General features: G+C 34.9%; 14 protein-coding genes. 8 read left to right on the top strand and 6 right to left on the bottom strand.

The genetic code is table 11. From position 1 onward, the window contains the following. Window positions 1-62: 62 nt before the first annotated feature. Window positions 63-3,503: a methylmalonyl-CoA mutase family protein gene (locus LNP22_RS10915; protein ID WP_229973481.1), complete on the bottom strand. Its 3,441-nt coding sequence runs from the start codon at window positions 3,501-3,503 to the stop codon at window positions 63-65. Window positions 3,504-3,807: 304 nt separating this feature from the next. On the opposite strand from LNP22_RS10915, the gene LNP22_RS10910 reads away from it, so the two are divergent. The 3 genes from LNP22_RS10910 to purU all read left to right on the top strand — a co-directional run bounded on the left by LNP22_RS10910 (window position 3,808) and on the right by purU (window position 6,105). Beyond that, window positions 3,808-4,227, top strand: a complete 420-nt coding sequence (locus tag LNP22_RS10910) for a cytochrome c oxidase assembly factor Coa1 family protein (RefSeq protein WP_229973480.1) — start codon at window positions 3,808-3,810, stop codon at window positions 4,225-4,227. Window positions 4,228-4,425: 198 nt separating this feature from the next. Further along, window positions 4,426-5,145 (top strand): DUF4197 domain-containing protein, encoded by a 720-nt coding sequence (locus tag LNP22_RS10905; protein ID WP_210666428.1) that lies wholly within the window; start codon window positions 4,426-4,428, stop codon window positions 5,143-5,145. A 105-nt stretch (window positions 5,146-5,250) separates the two neighbouring features. After that, window positions 5,251-6,105 (top strand): formyltetrahydrofolate deformylase, encoded by an 855-nt coding sequence (purU, locus tag LNP22_RS10900; protein WP_229973479.1) that lies wholly within the window; start codon window positions 5,251-5,253, stop codon window positions 6,103-6,105. Between the two features lie 144 nt (window positions 6,106-6,249). Here purU and katG read toward each other — a convergent pair whose 3' ends face one another. From katG to LNP22_RS10875, 5 genes are all read right to left on the bottom strand, one after another. Then, the gene (gene katG / locus LNP22_RS10895; protein WP_305070145.1) at window positions 6,250-8,442 is read right to left on the bottom strand and encodes a catalase/peroxidase HPI; all 2,193 of its coding nucleotides are present in this window, start codon (window positions 8,440-8,442) and stop codon (window positions 6,250-6,252) included. A 441-nt stretch (window positions 8,443-8,883) separates the two neighbouring features. Continuing rightward, window positions 8,884-9,684 carry an ABC transporter substrate-binding protein gene (locus LNP22_RS10890; protein ID WP_229973478.1) on the bottom strand — a complete coding sequence of 267 codons (801 nt, stop codon included), beginning with the start codon at window positions 9,682-9,684 and terminating at the stop codon, window positions 8,884-8,886. A 229-nt stretch (window positions 9,685-9,913) separates the two neighbouring features. Continuing rightward, window positions 9,914-10,477: an adenylate kinase family protein gene (locus LNP22_RS10885; protein ID WP_229973477.1), complete on the bottom strand. Its 564-nt coding sequence runs from the start codon at window positions 10,475-10,477 to the stop codon at window positions 9,914-9,916. 97 nt (window positions 10,478-10,574) lie between these two features. Then, window positions 10,575-11,402 carry an orotidine-5'-phosphate decarboxylase gene (gene pyrF / locus LNP22_RS10880; protein WP_229973476.1) on the bottom strand — a complete coding sequence of 276 codons (828 nt, stop codon included), beginning with the start codon at window positions 11,400-11,402 and terminating at the stop codon, window positions 10,575-10,577. A gap of 114 nt (window positions 11,403-11,516) precedes the next feature. Beyond that, entirely contained in the window at window positions 11,517-13,700 is a 2,184-nt protein-coding gene (locus LNP22_RS10875; protein ID WP_229973475.1) for a DUF5723 family protein, read from the bottom strand. 162 nt (window positions 13,701-13,862) lie between these two features. Here LNP22_RS10875 and LNP22_RS10870 point away from each other — a divergent pair, with 162 nt between their 5' ends. The 5 genes from LNP22_RS10870 (at window position 13,863) to LNP22_RS10850 (ending at window position 17,594) form a co-directional block, all read left to right on the top strand. Beyond that, window positions 13,863-14,336, top strand: coding sequence for a Dps family protein (locus tag LNP22_RS10870; RefSeq protein WP_210666422.1), 474 nt, complete (start codon window positions 13,863-13,865; stop codon window positions 14,334-14,336). Window positions 14,337-14,442: 106 nt separating this feature from the next. Beyond that, window positions 14,443-14,628, top strand: coding sequence for a CsbD family protein (locus tag LNP22_RS10865; protein WP_210666421.1), 186 nt, complete (start codon window positions 14,443-14,445; stop codon window positions 14,626-14,628). A gap of 149 nt (window positions 14,629-14,777) precedes the next feature. Then, entirely contained in the window at window positions 14,778-15,335 is a 558-nt protein-coding gene (locus LNP22_RS10860; RefSeq protein WP_229973474.1) for a helix-turn-helix domain-containing protein, read from the top strand. Between the two features lie 15 nt (window positions 15,336-15,350). Then, window positions 15,351-15,797, top strand: a complete 447-nt coding sequence (locus LNP22_RS10855) for a response regulator (RefSeq protein WP_210666419.1) — start codon at window positions 15,351-15,353, stop codon at window positions 15,795-15,797. A 12-nt stretch (window positions 15,798-15,809) separates the two neighbouring features. Continuing rightward, window positions 15,810-17,594: a sensor histidine kinase gene (locus LNP22_RS10850; protein ID WP_229973473.1), complete on the top strand. Its 1,785-nt coding sequence runs from the start codon at window positions 15,810-15,812 to the stop codon at window positions 17,592-17,594.

Here is a 17,594-nt window from a genome sequence, read left to right as displayed (position 1 = left end):
TTGATTTTTTGCCTCAAGATCAAAAAAAAGCAGCTCAATGAGCTGCTTTTGGTTTTTTATAATTACATATTCCTTCTATACTGCCCACCCACTTCAAACAACGCCGAAGTAATCTGACCCAGTGAGCAAACTTTTGTCGCTTCCATTAAGTGGTCGAATAAGTTTTCGTTTTTAATGGCGGCTTCCTGCAATTTGTTTAAATGCTCGTTTACTTTTGCTTCGTGAAATTGATGCAGGTTGTCCAACATTGTAATCTGATATTGTTTTTCTTCTTCGGTAGCACGAATGACCTCAGCAGGAATAACGGTTGGCGAACCTTTTGAGCTCAAGAATGTATTTACACCCACAATCGGAAAATCTCCGTTGTGTTTTAAGGTTTCGTAATACAAACTTTCTTCCTGAATTTTAGAACGCTGGTACATGGTTTCCATAGCTCCTAAAACACCTCCACGCTCTGTAATTCTATCAAATTCTTGCAAAACAGCAGCTTCAACCAAATCGGTTAGTTCTTCGATGATAAATGATCCCTGAATTGGGTTTTCGTTTTTCGCTAATCCTAATTCCTTATTAATAATCAACTGAATTGCCATTGCACGACGCACCGATTCTTCTGTTGGCGTAGTAATAGCTTCATCGTATGCATTAGTATGCAAGGAATTACAGTTATCATAAATAGCATACAAAGCCTGTAAAGTCGTTCGAATATCATTAAAATCAATTTCCTGTGCGTGCAAAGAACGACCAGATGTTTGAATATGATATTTTAACATTTGAGCTCTTTCGTTGGCTCCGTATTTGTTTTTCATGGCTTTCGCCCAAATTTTTCGTGCTACACGTCCGATAACAGCATATTCTGGATCTACTCCATTTGAAAAGAAGAATGATAAATTAGGTCCAAAATCGTTGATGTTCATGCCACGGCTCAAATAATATTCCACGTAAGTGAAACCATTTGACAGCGTGAATGCCAACTGCGTGATAGGATTGGCACCCGCTTCGGCAATATGATACCCAGAAATAGAAACTGAGTAAAAATTACGAACGTTTTTGGTAATAAAATATTCCTGAACGTCGCCCATTAATCGCAAAGCAAATTCAGTCGAGAAAATACACGTATTTTGCGCCTGATCTTCTTTTAAAATATCTGCCTGAACGGTACCGCGAACTTGCGATAATGTTCTGGCTTTTATTTCGTTATAAACATCCAAAGGCAATACCTGATCTCCGGTAACACCCAAAAGCATTAATCCTAAACCATTATTTCCTTCTGGTAGATCACCTTGATATTTAGGACGCTCTAACCCTTTTTCTTTATAAATTTGGTTGATTTTGATCTCAACTTCTTTTTCTAAATCATTGTTTTTGATGTAATATTCGCATTGCTGATCAATAGCGGCATTCATAAAAAAGCCTAACAACATTGGTGCTGGACCATTGATTGTCATACTTACAGAAGTCAAAGCATGCACCAGATCAAAGCCTGAATACAGTTTCTTAGCATCATCCAGACAACATATTGAAACTCCGGCATTACCAATTTTTCCGTAAATATCTGGACGTACATCGGGATCATTTCCGTACAATGTCACACTGTCAAAAGCTGTAGAAAGTCGTTTTGCAGGCAATCCTGCACTCACATAATGAAAACGCTTGTTGGTTCTTTCTGGTCCACCTTCTCCGGCAAACATTCTTGACGGATCTTCGCCTTCGCGCTTAAATGGGTATAATCCTGAGGCAAACGGAAATTCTCCTGGAACATTTTCCTGTAAATTCCAACGTAAAATATCACCCCAAGCTTCGTACTTTGGCAACGCTATTTTTGGAATTTGTTGGTGTGACAAACTCTCTGTATGTGTGGCAATTTTAATTTCCTTATCACGAACTTTAAAGCTATAAACTGGATTCTTGTATTTGTTTACTTTTTCATCCCAGTTTAAAATTATCTCCCAATTGTAAGGATCTAAATCCATTTTTACTTTATCAAATTGATTGAGCAAAAGGTTAAGGAAAATTCTGTTTTCATCATGTTCCTGAATTCCGTTAGGTAAAACAGTTCCATCGTCTATTCCTGCTTTATTAATTTGTGGAAGTATTCCTGAAACCGATTCTATGGTTTTGAAAATTCCGTATAATTTTTGTGCTACTTTTTGTTGAGAAAGAGCTATTTCATCATAATTCCTGTTACTCTCTGCGATTTCAGATAAATAACGTGTTCTATGAGGAGGAATCACGAAGATTTTCTCGCTCATTTCGCGGGTAATTTCAAAAGTCGAATGTAGGTTTGAAGCCGTTTTTTCGACAATTGTATCCATAATCGCTTTGTACAGCGTATTCATTCCGGGATCGTTAAACTGAGAAGCTATAGTTCCGAAAACAGGCATCTCGTCTGGATTTTTGTCCCAAAGATTATGATTGCGCTGGTATTGTTTTTTTACATCGCGAATGGCGTCTAGAGCACCTCTTTTATCAAATTTATTCAGCGCCACCAAATCAGCGAAGTCCAGCATATCAATTTTCTCTAATTGCGTAGCTGCACCAAATTCGGGTGTCATGACATACAAAGAAACATCAGAGTGATCCATGATCTCCGTATCTGATTGCCCTATTCCCGAAGTTTCAAGAATAATCAAGTCATATTTTGCTGCTTTTAAAACCTGAATCGCTTCGGCTACATATTTTGACAAAGCCAAATTTGATTGTCTAGTTGCCAGCGAACGCATGTAAACACGAGGATTATTGATTGCATTCATTCGGATTCTGTCTCCTAAAAGCGCTCCTCCTGTTTTTCTTTTCGAAGGATCGACAGAAATTAATCCGATTGTTTTTTCTGGAAAATCGATTAAGAATCGACGTACCAATTCGTCAACTAAAGAAGATTTTCCTGCACCACCCGTTCCGGTTATACCCAAAACAGGAATCTTAGAGTCTTCGTTATTTGTATGTATTTTATCAAAAACTGGTTTTGCAATTTCTGGAAAATTCTCAGCCGCCGATATCAAACGAGCGATTGCTGTAGGATTTTTATCTTCGATATGATCGAGTTCTCCTTTTAACTGATCTCCAATAGGGTAATCAGAACGCTCAACCAAATCGTTAATCATCCCTTGTAAACCCATCGAACGCCCATCATCGGGAGAATAAATTCGGGTAATACCATATTCGTGCAGTTCTGAGATTTCGCTTGGCAGAATTACGCCACCACCACCACCAAAAATTTTGATGTGACCCGCTCCTTTTTCGTGAAGCAAATCAAACATGTATTTAAAATATTCGTTGTGCCCGCCTTGGTAAGAAGTCATTGCAATTGCATTGGCGTCTTCCTGAATAGCAGTATTTACAACTTCTTCAACGCTTCGATCGTGACCTAAATGAATCACTTCGACACCTGTTGACTGAATAATACGGCGCATGATATTAATAGCTGCATCATGCCCATCAAAAAGTGAAGCAGCGGTAACAATTCTTACTTTATTTTTAGGAATATATGGTTTTTGTTGTTCCATTTTATGAATATGATAATTTTAAGGGAGCAATTTACAAAATATTTTAATATTTGTATCTTCTTTACAACCGTATGTTAATAAAAAAAGCAACTATTAGTTTACAAATAAGGGTAAAAATTTAAAACAATCATAAATAAATCTAGTAAAATTAGCATTTATACAGATGTTTATAAGAGAGAATGAACTTGGACTTTATTTTCGCAAAGAAAATGTTACTTTGAATTAAAAAACTAAAATTTGAATTTATATTTAGAAGAATACTAGTATCTTTCAATTATTATTCTTTTAATTTTTTATTTTAAATATGCACGACGATCACTATCAACCGAAAAAAAGCTGGTGGGACAGGAACTGGAAATGGTTTGTACCCACAGGATGTGTTAGTATTTTAGTACTCATCGGTTTGTTTATAAGCGCTATTTTCTTTGGAGTCACTTCTATGATGGAGAATTCGGATGCCTATCAAGGTGCTATGAATACTGCACAGCACAACCAGCTTGTAATCGACAAACTAGGAAAACCTATTGAAGCTGATGGAATGACTTCTGGAAGCATCAATGTGAGTGACAATACCGGAAATTGTAATTTAGAAATTCCGATAAAAGGTTCTAAAGGCACAGGCATTTTATTTGTAGTCGCTACAAAAAAAGTAAAATGGAAATACAGTGAATTGTCTGTTTATATAAAAGCCACTAACGAAGAAATTGATTTGCTCAAAAGATAAAACAATACGCCTTATAGATAACAAAACCTCTAATCTAGCCCCGATGGAAGCGATATCCCGCGCTTTTTCTGCGCGGAATTTAGCGGACAGCGGGACAATTGTTAGTTATGAAACAAAATGTTACTGCTCCTGAAAGAAAAAAATAGTTTGGTTGTAGATTAAATAGTATTTTTGAATTTGATAAAACCCCCAATTTACATGAAAAAATTAGTAATAGTTATGCTCGCATTTTCGCTAACATCATGCGCACAAATGCCGAAAATATTGAATCAGTTGCCTCAAATTACCTCGCAAATACCAGGTATGGGCGGAGTGGATATTGCATCGGGGCTGAAAGAAGCGCTGAACAAAGGAATTACGGTGCAGGTGAGTAAACTGACCGCTGAAGACGGTTTTTATAAAAATGAAGCGGTAAAAATTTTGATGCCTGCGGAGTTGCAAAAAGTAGATGCTACTTTGAGAAAAATAGGTCTGAGCTCACTTGCAGACGAGGGAATAAAAGTGCTAAATCGTGCTGCCGAAGATGCTGTAAAAGAAGCGACACCTATATTTGTTTCGGCAGTAAAAAACATGTCTTTTAAAGATGCCAAGAATATTTTACTAGGAAATGACAGCGCCGCAACGACCTATTTGCAAGGCAGTACTACGACTTCTTTGTACAGCAAGTTTAATCCTGTGATAAAAAGTTCTTTTGAAAAAGTAGGTGCCGATGTGGTTTGGACCAAAATTATAACGAAGTACAACACGATTCCGTTAGTAAAAAAAGTAAATCCAGATTTGACAGATTACACCACCAATCAAGCCTTGGTAGGTGTTTTTAAAATGATTGCTGTTGAAGAAAAAGAAATTAGAACTAATATTAGTGCGAGAACATCTCCTTTGTTAAAAAGTGTTTTTGCAATGCAGGACAAAAAATAAAAATTATGTTTAATCGGTTAATTGTTTGAACGCATAATCACTAAAAATTCTAGCAATTTTCGATTAAACAAATGAAATGATTAACCGATTAAACACTATATCGAAATGCAAAAAATAACCATTCTGATTCATTGTAAAGACCAAAAGGGAATTATTGCGGCAGTAACGACTTTTATTGCAAAAGTAGAAGGGAATATTACCTATATCGACCAACATGTTGAACTGGATCAAAATGTGTTTTTTATGCGATTGGAATGTGAATTAACCAATCATCGCATTACGATTGAAAATTTAAAAACCGATTTTGAACAAACTATTGCCACCGATTTTGAGATGTCATGGGATTTGTACAATCAGGAACAGAAGCCTAAAATGGCGTTATTTGTCTCAAAATACGATCATTGTTTGTTTGATATTTTAGGACGTTACAGCGCAGGAGAACTAAATGTTGATATTCCGGTGATTATTAGCAATCACAACGATTTACGATCGATAGCAGAACGATTTGATATTCCGTTTCACTGTGTTCCTTTTACAAAAGACAATAAAGAAGAAGGCGAAAAACATCAAATTGAATTGCTGAAAAGATTTCAGATAAATTTTATCGTTTTGGCGCGCTACATGCAAATCATTACTCCTAATTTGATTTCGCTTTACGAAAATAAAATTATCAACATTCATCATTCTTTTTTACCTGCTTTTCCTGGTGCCAAACCGTATCATTCGGCTTTTAAAAGAGGGGTAAAAATTATTGGTGCAACCAGTCATTATGTTACCGAAGAATTAGACGAAGGACCAATTATTGAGCAGGATATTGCAAGGGTTTCGCACATTCATTCTGTTGATGATTTTATTATGAAAGGTCGAGACTTAGAGCGTATTGTTTTGGCAAGAGCGATAAAACTGCATGCCGAACGCAAAACGATGGTATATGGAAATAAAACAGTGGTTTTTTCGTAAAAAAATATAACTCAAAAACTTAAAATAGCAAACCCGACAGATTTTAGAACCTGTCGGGTTTTGTTTTAATGTGAACTTCAAAAAAACAGTATTTTCAATTCATAAAAGTTTTTACTTTTAAGATTGTATCACATTATTTTTGGTTTATTTAGCCAAATCAAATCGATCAAGATTCATCACTTTTGTCCAAACGGCAACAAAATCTTTTACAAATCTTTCTTTAGCATCGCTAGACGCATACACCTCTGCGATGGCACGAAGCTCAGAATTAGAACCAAAAATAAGATCCGCACGTGTTGCTGTCCATTTTATTTCACCTGTAGCACGACTGCGTCCTTCAAATATTTCTCCAGAATCATTGGTCGCTTTCCAAGCCGTACTTAGATCTAATAAATTAACAAAAAAATCATTGCTTAAGGTATCGGCATGTGCAGTAAAAACACCATGCTTAGAACCATCATAATTTGTATTTAATGCTCTTAATCCACCTAGTAAGACTGTCATTTCTGGTGCAGACAAGGTTAATAATTGTGCTTTGTCAATTAATAATTCTTCGGTAATCAGGTCTGTATGTGCATTTTTATAGTTTCTAAATCCATCTGCTTTTGGCTCTAAAACCGCAAACGAATGTACATCAGTTTGTTCTAAAGTAGCATCTCCTCTACCTCCGCTAAACGGCACTTTTACATCGAATCCAGCATTACTAGCTGCTTTTTCTATCGCTACAGAACCTCCTAAAACTATCAGATCGGCTATAGAAACTTGTTTTCCTGAACTTACATATTCGTTTTGTATCGTCTCTAAAGTGTTTAAAACATTTTTGAGTTGGGATGGATTATTTACCTCCCAATTGATTTGAGGTTCCAGACGAATACGTGCGCCATTGGCTCCACCACGTTTGTCCGAACCACGAAAAGTAGATGCGGAAGCCCAAGCGGTAGTTACTAACTGAGAAACTGAAAGCCCGCTTGAAAGAATTTTATCTTTTAAAGCTTCGATATCATTATGATTCAACTCATATTTTGCCGCTGGAACCGGATCTTGCCAAATCAAAATCTCACTAGGTACTTCTGGACCTAAATAACGAGAAATTGGCCCCATATCTCTGTGAGTAAGTTTGTACCAAGCTCTTGCAAAAGCATCAGCAAATTTGTCGAAATTCTGGAAATAATCTCTCGAAATACGCTCGTAAGCAGGATCCATTCTCAAAGCCATATCTGCAGTCGTCATCATAGGTGCATGACGTTTGTTAGGATCATGCGCATCTTCTACAGTAGTCGAAGCACTTTCATCTGTTGGTGTCCATTGGTGTGCGCCTGCAGGGCTTTTTGTTAGTTTCCAGTCGTACTTAAATAATGTTTCAAAATATCCGTTGTCCCAAGTCGTCGGATTGGGTTTCCAAGCTCCTTCGATACCACTTGTGATAGCATCTCCTCCTACTCCAGAACCAAAGCTGCTTTTCCAACCAAGTCCCATTTGTTCGATACTTGCTCCCTCTGGTTCTACTCCTACTAACGCAGCATCACCTGCACCGTGCGCTTTTCCAAAAGTATGTCCTCCGGCAATCAAAGCCACAGTTTCTTCGTCATTCATGGCCATTCGAGCAAAAGTTTCTCTAATATCTCTACCAGAAGCTACAGGATCAGGGTTTCCGTTTGGCCCTTCAGGATTTACATAAATGAGTCCCATTTGTACCGCTGCCAATGGGTTATCGAGCTCACGATCTCCTTTATAACGTGTATCTCCCAACCAAGTGGTTTCGTTACCCCAGTTGACATCAAGTTCAGGTTCCCAGACATCTTCTCTACCACCGGCAAATCCAAAAGTTTTAAAACCCATCGATTCTAATGCACAGTTACCTGTCAAAATCATCAAATCGGCCCATGAGAGTTTTTTACCATATTTTTGTTTGATAGGCCAAAGCAAAAATCGGGCTTTATCTAAATTACCATTATCCGGCCAACTATTTAAGGGAGCAAAACGCTGATTACCTGAACTCGCACCACCTCTACCATCAGAAATACGATAGGTTCCTGCACTGTGCCACGCCATACGAATAAACAAAGGACCATAATGACCATAATCTGCCGGCCACCAATCTTGAGAATTTGTCATTAAATCAAAAATATCTTTTTTGACTTCTTTTAGATCTAAAGTTTTAAAAGCTGCTGCATAATCAAAACCCTCTTCCATTGGGTCTGACAAAGAAGAATTTTGGCGTAATATGCTTAAATTTAAACGATTTGGCCACCAATCTTTATTAGATGTTCCGCTACCTGCAGTTTGTTTCATTTGCCCGTTGTGAAAAGGACATTTACTTTCGTTTGAATCACTCATTTTTGTTACTGTTTTTGGGTGTGTAATAAAGTTATATTCTTAAATCGTAATTTTTCATAAAAATCACATTTACTTGATATTTAACGTTTTATCAAATATACAAACAAATAACTGTTATTTCAATAAACAAAATTGATTGTTTTTATGTTTTAATAGTCAAAAATTATGAAAAATTCAATAAAAGGTAAAATGATCACTTCTTAAATCTTAACTTATGCCCAACAAAGTAATAACAAAACATTAACAACAAAACATACAGATATATAAGACCTTTGTAAGGTAATAAACTGGTTATTTATTATTTTGGTTTTGGTTAGTTAAATGATGCCGGCGTCTTCGAGATGCCGGCATTTTTTTTAGTATTTTTTGCTTCACTTTGGGTTTTATGACACCTGTTTTCTTGAGAATTGAAAAATTAAAAAGGTGATTTTTGTAGTAAAACTATTTTTTTAATCTCTCATGAAGTAATTTAAAATATGGAAAAGCCTTTAACAGTCGGCTTCCGTGCCAGGAAAACATTTCGCCATCAACAAAAATGGTTTTGGCATGATGGGTAAAACGACCAATCTCAAAAGCATCCTCTTCTTTGAAAGGATATGGTTCTGAAGAAAGTAAAACCAAATCAGGATCACCTTCTAAACGCATTTTTTTGAGTTCAACTTCGGGATAACGGCCTTGCTCCTCATAAATATTCTCAAAATGATTCAGCTTTAATAATTCATTAATATAAGTCTCTTTTCCGGCCACCATATAAGGATTTTTCCAGATAAAGTAAGCCGCTTTTTTTTGTGGAATATCCTGAATGTATTTTTTAAAATCGCTTAAAGCGAAAGTCAACTTGTCGTTCCATTTTTGGGCCTCGGTTCTACAATTGAAGAGTTGACCAAAATCATGAATCATCTGAAAATTATCTTCGATCGTAACAATATTGGTAACCCAAACGGGGCAAATCATACTCAATTGAGCCACTATTTCCTGGGTATTTTCTTCTTTATTACAAATGATAATATCCGGTTGCAATAATTTTATTTTTTCAAAATGAATCTTTTTGGTACCGCCTACCACTTTTTTGGTAGCCTTTAAATGATAAGGATGTACACAAAATTTGGTAATTCCAACTATTTTTTCTTCTAAACCTAAATCGTACAACAACTCAGTTTGGGAAGGTACTAGCGAAATGATGCGAGTTGGAGCGGTCTCAAAAGAATGTAAAGTACCCAGCTGATCAAGAAATTGTTTCATATTTGTTTTGTTTCAGGTTTCGCTTTTTTAAATTGTATTAATTTAACCGCAAAGTTCGCTACGGTCTTTATCTAACAGTATTTTTAGAAAACGCAAAGTTCGCAAGGCTAGAATAACCGTTTTGCAGCTTTGAGATGGCTGGATATTCGTAACCGCTCCATTTTCGGCTTAACGAAAACTTAATGTGAAAGGGAAATTCCACTAAATTCTAACTAGCTCAAAATGGCTCTTACAAGCTGGCTTTTATTCTTTTAGTAATTTCGTCAATCGACCCAAGTCCATCAAAAGTCTCAACTTTTATTTTTGATTTCATATATTCTATTGCTGGTCTTGTTGATTCTTCAAAAACTTCAATTCTTTTTATATGAATTTTTGCATCTTTATCGTCTTTTCTGTTAGATGTTTCTGCTCTCTTTTTTGCACGTGCTAAAAGTTCAGATTTAGGAACTTCAATATTTAGAACTTTTCCAATTTTCATCTGTTTTGAATTTACAAGTTCAATTAAGTCATTAACTTGTGGTTGCGTCCTTGGATAACCGTCTAAAATAACTCCAATATTTGATTTGTTTTCATTAAGTATTTGGCTAAAAAGGTCTTTCATAATAGAGTCTGGAACTAAATCTCCTTTCTCTTCATATTCGGACATTATTTTTCCAATTTCAGTTTCATTTTGTTTTTCTAATCTACATCTATCCCCAGTTGATATATGTTCAAAGTGTAAATAATTTTTTAGAATCTCACATTGTGTTCCTTTACCAGAATATGGAGGACCAGTTATTATCAATATTTCCATTTATATTTCGATTTATATTTTTTTAAGCTTCCTTGTAACTAAAAGCTTTGTGTACTTTGCGTTAAAATTTTGGATAAAAGTTAAGCAACTTGAAACTTTAAACCTGAAATTTGGAATTTAGAATCCCTTCCATTTCTTTCTGAACCAACAATGCTTCTTCTCTGGCTCTGTCTGCAAAATCAGTGCCTTTTGATGCATAAATAATCGCTCTGGCCGAGTTGACCAATAAACCAACTTTATCATTCATTCCGTATTTGCATACTTCTGATAAGCTTCCGCCTTGAGCGCCAATTCCGGGAACCAACAAGAAACTGTCTGGCACAATTTTTCTAATCTCAGCAAAATATTCTGCTTTGGTAGCACCCACTACGTACATTAAGTTCTGACTGTTTTTCCATGTTTTAGACGTTTCCAAAACTTGTTTGTACAACTCTTTTCCGTTTGTAATTAAGGTTTGAAAATCAAAAGCACCTTCGTTTGAAGTCAAGGCCAACATGATTGTAAACTTGTTTTCGAATGCCAAAAATGGCTCGACAGAATCTTTGCCCATATAAGGAGCAACGGTTACACTATCAAAATTCAAATCTTCAAAAAATGCTTTTGCATACATGCTTGAAGTGTTTCCAATATCGCCACGTTTTGCATCAGCAATGGTAAAAATTTCAGGAAAGTTTTGGTTGATATACTCGATTGTTTTTTGCAAAGTAATCCAACCTTTTATGCCATACGCTTCAAAAAAAGCGGTATTGGGTTTGTAGCCTACTGCCAAATCATGTGTCGCATCAATTATGGCTTTATTAAATTCGAAAATAGGATCTTCTGTTGCTAATAAATGAGGAGGAATTTTACTAAGATCGGGATCCAATCCTACGCATAAAAATGATTTTTTTTGTAAAATTTGTTCGTGTAGTTGTTGTGTTGTCATTCTTGTTTTTTTAGAACTTCTATTGCAAAGAAATAATTCTTTTTAGAAAGTATGCAAAAATAAAAAAAGCCACTCAATTAAGAATGGCTTTTTTGGTATTATATTCATTTAGGCTTATAAATTGCCTAAATAAACAATTTCTGTTCTTCTATTTTCTGCTCTTCCTGATGCTGTTTTGTTTGATTTAACAGGTTTTGTAGCACCATAACCTTTAGAAGTTAAGTTGGCAGGATTTACTCCTTTCTCTATCAAAAGATCCATAACCACTTTAGCTCTTGCCTCAGATAATTTTTGGTTTGCTTTTGCATTTCCAACATTATCTGTATGACCGTTAATCGCAAATTTAGCATTTGGATAGTTCTTCAAAATTTCTTTTATAGCGTCTAATCTTCCTGATGTTTCTCCTTTTTTTGCATCGCTTAAAGTAGCTTTACCTGTTGTAAAAAAGATCGATTTTGCTTCTACTCTCAATTGCTCTAATGTTGCTTTTGAAACTTCAGGACAACCTTTATTACTTGCTGGACCATAAATCAAAGGACAATTATCCTCTTTATCTGAAATTCCATCTTTATCAGCGTCTAGATTCGGGCAACCTTTGTTTTCTGGTAATCCAGCTTCGTTCGGGCAAGCATCGTCTTTATCTAAAACCCCATCTTTGTCTGTGTCAGGCCAAGGACAACCTTTGTTTTCTACAGGTCCCGAAATTGCAGGACAAACATCTACATTATCTAATAACGTATCGCCATCAGAATCTTTCCAAGGACAACCTTTATTTTCTACTGGACCCGCAAGATCTGCGCATGCATCGTCTTTGTCAAAAACACCATCTGAATCTGAGTCTGGCCACGGGCAACCTTTATTTTCTATTGGACCTGCTACTTTTTTACAAGTATCTTCCTTATCTATAACACCGTCTTCGTCTCTATCTCTAAATTTCTTTTCGTACACCGGTATCTTAATCCCTAAATGAAAATCTACTGCTTTTGACTCTTTCGAAACTAAATTCGTAAGCACAGAACCTGATCCTACAAAGAATGCTCCCACTCTCAAACCAGACCCCACTTGCATGCCGCTGTATTGCATGTAAGTCATTGGTACATAAAAACTAAACCATCTGCTTTCGTAACGAGGTGTTAAAGATACTCGGTTTGCAATTCCGTAACCGTTTACTTTATTAGCAGCAACCATATTAATGTCTCCGTTAAGATTCAAATAAAATTTTCTGTACATGTTCCAGTCTACGTCGGCATGAAGCGCTGTTGGCAAATTTGCTTTCATACCAATTTTAGAAGATGTTTTGGTATAATTATCCTCAAGAAATTCATAAAAATTACCTGCGTCATTAATCATTTCCTGTGTGATCGTACCATTTACATCATAGGTGTCTTGTCTTGCTTTTTTGTAATTAATTGATCCTATATCTGTTACCGACAATCCGAAACGTAATTTGTATTTATTTAAATCTCTGAAATTATTATCCGCTCGTTTCGCTTTGCTCAAATCATATTGTTCGTAATCTGGTCTCCATTCGTAAACAAGTCCCAAATCAAAACCAAATCCGTTGGCATTAGAATCAAATTTATAATCTTCATTTGCTTCAAAATCCTGACTCGTACCAACAGTAATTTGTCCGTTTGAAACCAAGGTACCTCTATCAGGATCTACTGTATTTTCGTTAAAAGCTACATTAACATCCTGACCTTTAATATATCCATTTACACCACCTTGCAAATATTTGGCTGTTAAACCTCCTTTTAGAAAGTGTTGATTATTTTGGTACAAAACTGCTGCATACGAAATTCCGAGTTCGCCCCAAGTATTAGAAGCTCCATTTACATTTCCCGCATTAAAGTTAAAATCGTTTGCTTCATCTAAACCTTCTTTCACCTGATCTATTAGGTTTCCGTTAACATTTCTAAGGTTAGTAACTGATCTCGCTCTTGTAAAAACCGCAATTGTATGTTTTGGAGCGATGTTAAACATAAAGGAAGGTCCCATAATATCAAAATTTACAAGAGCATTATTTTGATTTAATGGTGATCTCTTAGCCTCGCTATCAAAATCATAACCGTCTTTATAAACATCAAAAAGTTTTACTCCATACAAATCATTTTGAACTGCACCACTAATGGAGAATAGATTGATATCTGTTTTAAAACGAGAATCTGCTATAGAAGCTGGATTAAAAAGCACACTTTGAACTCCAGCATAATTATCATGAAAATACCCCATATAAGACTGGGCTTTTGCTGATAATGCAGCTACAAAAAGCATTAAAATAATTACTGTTTTTTTCATTAAAATTTAGGATTTTGGTTTTATTTGGCGCCAAAACTACAACATTAGATTTAGAAATGTGTTAAGACAACATTGAATTTCTATAATATCTTTATAAAATGATGTAAGAAAAAAGGCGTATTGATTGTTTAATTTTGTAAAACAACATTTAATGAAATTATTATGAGCCCAAACATCGGAATTACAACAAAAAACTTAAAGAAAAGCGCCACCATATTAGCCACGATTTTATCTAATGAAATGACATTGTATGTAAAAACCAGAAAATTTCACTGGAATATTTCAGGAAATAGTTTTATGGAATTGCATAAATTATTTGAAGAACAGTACCGCATTTTAGAACAAAATATTGATGAAGTAGCGGAGCGCATTAGTCAACTGGGCGAAAAAACAATTGGTACAATGAAAGAGTTTATTGAAAACTCTACTCTCAAAGAATCTCCAAAGGAATATGTGTCTCAAAAAGTGATGCTTGAGGAACTTTTAAACAATCACGAGCAATTGGTAACAGAGTTTCGTGATTATATTCCGCAATTTGAAAATGACAATAATGACATAGGTTCTGCCGATTTTATCACGGGATTATTACAACAACACGAGAAAATGGCCTGGATTTTACGCCGCTATTCTATTTAGAAAATAATAAATGTGAATTATAGAAGAATCTCAAAAATAAATATAATACATATTAAAGTGACAATTTGCAATTTTACAAAACTATTAATTTTAAAAAAATAAGATCATGAATACTACAGAAATAAAAGGAAACTGGAACGAGCTAAAAGGGAAACTAAAACAAAAATATGCTGACCTGACAGACGACGATTTATTGTACGAAGAAGGAAAAGAAGATGAGTTATACGGAAAGATTCAACAGAAACTAGGAAAAACCAAAGAGGAATTACAAGATATTTTCTCAGGTTTGTAACTTTTTTTATTCAAACAAGATACCGTCTAATACGCTAATTAGACGGTATTTTTTTGATTTTGAAACATTTATATCTTTTAACTTTTCATGCCTTTTTTAAATTTTAAACCAAAAATAAAATAAGTATCTTTAACCATTATTTATTTATCATGAAATTATTTATCAAGTTTGACATCAATACTATTTGTTCTCTTTATTTAAAACAAAAATTAGAGGAAGAAAATATAAATTTTACCACTTTAGGCTTTGGAGAAATTGAGCTTGATGAAAACCTTAGTATTGAAGCATTAGAGACTTTAAAAAAGAACTTGAGTCCCTACGGTTTTGAGGTTGTCGAGAATCAAAAAAGCGTTTTGGTACAAAAAATAAAAGATGCCATTATTGAGCTCGTATACATGGAAGACAGCAATAATTATAAAAGTTCTGTTTTTTTAGCAGAGAAGTTAAATCATAGTTACGGTTATTTATCCAACATTTTTTCTGAAGTAACGTATTCTTCAATTGAAAATTTTATCATATTGCAAAAAATTGAGCGAGCCAAACAATTGATGTTGGTCAATGAGATGAGCTTAACCGAGATTGCTTTTTTACTTAACTACTCAAGTGTTGCCCATTTGAGTACGCAGTTTAAAAACACGACAGGAATTACACCATCTGCTTTTCAGAGGATTATCAAGAAAAGGAGAGAACATTTAAAACAAAACTAAATACCATACAAATCAATGCAAAAAAACGCATTACATATCTTACTCGCTGATGACGATGAAGATGACCGCTTATTTTTTAAGGATGCTTTTGAAGAAGTAAAAGTACAGACTAAGGTAGAGTTTGCTTTTGATGGGATGCAGTTAATGGAATATTTAACGCAACCAGATGCAAAATTACCGGACATACTGTTTCTGGATTTGAATATGCCAAAAAAAACTGGTAAAGAGTGTCTAGCAGAAATTAAACAAAACGAGCGGTTAAAAAATATTATTATCGCCATTTATTCTACTTCTTCTTCTGAGCAGGATATAGAAGATACTTTTGTACAAGGAGCTAATATTTATATCAAAAAACCAAGTGATTTTAATGATTTGAAAAAAATTATTAATGAAGTCCTAACAGTAAATTGGCACTATCAAACATCTGGCCTGAACCGTGATAACTTTTTGTTACGACTATAATAGTGATTAACAATGAAGTGGATTCCAAAGTTTAATTCTTCAAACTCATTAAGAGTTATTTTTGTAATTGCTATTTTCATTTTATTATTTCTTTCATCAATAGCTTACAAACACACCAGGGATTTGAACGAATCCAGTAAGCTATTGATGCATAATTACGAAATAAACATTCAGCTAGAACGCTTGATGTCTGCGATAAAAGATGCCGAAACAGGACAGCGCGGATACATTATTACCAGAAACAGCCGCTTCTTGAGTCCTTATCTTTTTTCAAGAGACAAAGTAAACACCTCTTTTATTGCTTTACGAAAACTTACGGCCGACAATCCCAAACAACAACAAAACCTTCAACGGTTATTCAAACTCATTATTCTTCGTTTTGCTTCTTTCGAAAATTGTTTAAAATACAGCGAACCTGACAATTATGATAAAAGAAAACTAGACAATCACATGTTTGGCGGCAGAATTCTGATGGAGAACATTCGGTTTCAGGTCGATGAAATGAATGATATTGAGAAAAAATATTTACAAAAGAGACTCAAAATATACGATCAGGAAACTTCATTAGGCCCTGTCTTTTCTATCTCTTTGTTTTTGGCTGCTATGACTTTTATTTTACTGGCCTACCGACAAATAAGCAAGGATATTGTTCGATTAAAAATATACAACCGAAGACTCTTAATTTCTTCCGGTTTAATGGCAGAATCTGAGAAAATTGGAAAATTCAGCACCTGGCAATGGGACTTAGAAACCGACAAAATAATTTATTCTGACAACCAATTTCGTTTGTTGGGTTATGAACCCGGAGCGTTTCTGCCTACAAAAGAGACTTTCTTAGAATTTGTGCATGCAGATGACAAAGCGATGATAGAAAAATCAATGGAAGGAATTGTCAACCACAAATCGCTTCCGTTTGTTTATTATAAAATTGTTCGTCCCGATCATCAAATTAGGTACTTAAAATCTACCGGAAAACTTTTGGTAGACAGAAATGGAAGTAAAATTTTATTGGGAATCAATTTTGATATAACAGATGAGCATTTGCTGAATATCGAACTGCAAGAGCGAAATAGCGAACTTGAAAAAAGCAATAAAGAACTGGCTTCCTTTAATCACGTTGCAAGTCATGACTTGCAGGAACCACTCAGAAAAATTCAAACTTTTATTTCGAGAGTTTCAGATGCCGATAAAGCGGTAATGTCTGAAAGCGGAAAAAATTATATTTCTAAAATTGAAATTTCTGCCAAAAGGATGCGTGTTTTAATTGATGATCTGCTTTTATTTTCCCGAACCAATACAACAAAAAAGGAATTCATAAAATCGAGTTTGACGGAATTATTCGAAAATGCACAATTAGAATTAAACGAAACGATCGAAGAAAAAAAGGCCGTTATTATCACCACAAAATTGCCTAAACTAGACGTAATTCCGTATCAAATAGAACAGCTTTTTATCAACTTGATTGGAAATTCTTTAAAGTACAGCCAAAATGATATTGCACCAAAAATTGTGATCGAATGTGATAAAATACATTCCACTTTGTATCCCGAATTACTGGATCAATCAGTAAAGAAATTTTATAAAATTACTTTTTCTGATAACGGAATGGGTTTTGACCCTCAGTTTAAAGAAACCATTTTTATTCTTTTTCAACGTTTACATTCTAAAACAGAATATCCGGGTACCGGCATTGGTCTTGCGATCTGTAAGAAAATTGTAGACAACCATAAAGGGTATATTATTGCCGACAGTACACCAAATAAAGGGTCGGTATTTACTATTTTTCTTCCCGAATAA

Origin of the sequence: Flavobacterium flavipigmentatum, from assembly GCF_020911905.1 — a bacterium.
Classification (GTDB): domain Bacteria; phylum Bacteroidota; class Bacteroidia; order Flavobacteriales; family Flavobacteriaceae; genus Flavobacterium; species Flavobacterium flavipigmentatum.
Note: the sequence above shows the minus strand (reverse complement) of the source record. Positions and strands in the feature narration are given on the sequence as shown.

Bases quoted from the DNA above. Each gene is read 5' to 3' on its own strand.
- LNP22_RS10905 (WP_210666428.1), top strand. From the start codon at position 4,426: ATGAAAAAATTAGTAATAGTTATGCTCGCATTTTCGCTAACATCATGC.
- katG (WP_305070145.1), bottom strand. From the start codon at position 8,442: ATGAGTGATTCAAACGAAAGTAAATGTCCTTTTCACAACGGGCAAATG.
- LNP22_RS10860 (WP_229973474.1), top strand. From the start codon at position 14,778: ATGAAATTATTTATCAAGTTTGACATCAATACTATTTGTTCTCTTTAT.
- LNP22_RS10850 (WP_229973473.1), top strand. From the start codon at position 15,810: ATGAAGTGGATTCCAAAGTTTAATTCTTCAAACTCATTAAGAGTTATT.
- LNP22_RS10885 (WP_229973477.1), bottom strand. From the start codon at position 10,477: ATGGAAATATTGATAATAACTGGTCCTCCATATTCTGGTAAAGGAACA.
- LNP22_RS10865 (WP_210666421.1), top strand. From the start codon at position 14,443: ATGAATACTACAGAAATAAAAGGAAACTGGAACGAGCTAAAAGGGAAA.
- LNP22_RS10915 (WP_229973481.1), bottom strand. From the start codon at position 3,503: ATGGAACAACAAAAACCATATATTCCTAAAAATAAAGTAAGAATTGTT.
- LNP22_RS10875 (WP_229973475.1), bottom strand. From the start codon at position 13,700: ATGAAAAAAACAGTAATTATTTTAATGCTTTTTGTAGCTGCATTATCA.
- LNP22_RS10870 (WP_210666422.1), top strand. From the start codon at position 13,863: ATGAGCCCAAACATCGGAATTACAACAAAAAACTTAAAGAAAAGCGCC.
- LNP22_RS10855 (WP_210666419.1), top strand. From the start codon at position 15,351: ATGCAAAAAAACGCATTACATATCTTACTCGCTGATGACGATGAAGAT.
- purU (WP_229973479.1), top strand. From the start codon at position 5,251: ATGCAAAAAATAACCATTCTGATTCATTGTAAAGACCAAAAGGGAATT.
- LNP22_RS10910 (WP_229973480.1), top strand. From the start codon at position 3,808: ATGCACGACGATCACTATCAACCGAAAAAAAGCTGGTGGGACAGGAAC.
- pyrF (WP_229973476.1), bottom strand. From the start codon at position 11,402: ATGACAACACAACAACTACACGAACAAATTTTACAAAAAAAATCATTT.
- LNP22_RS10890 (WP_229973478.1), bottom strand. From the start codon at position 9,684: ATGAAACAATTTCTTGATCAGCTGGGTACTTTACATTCTTTTGAGACC.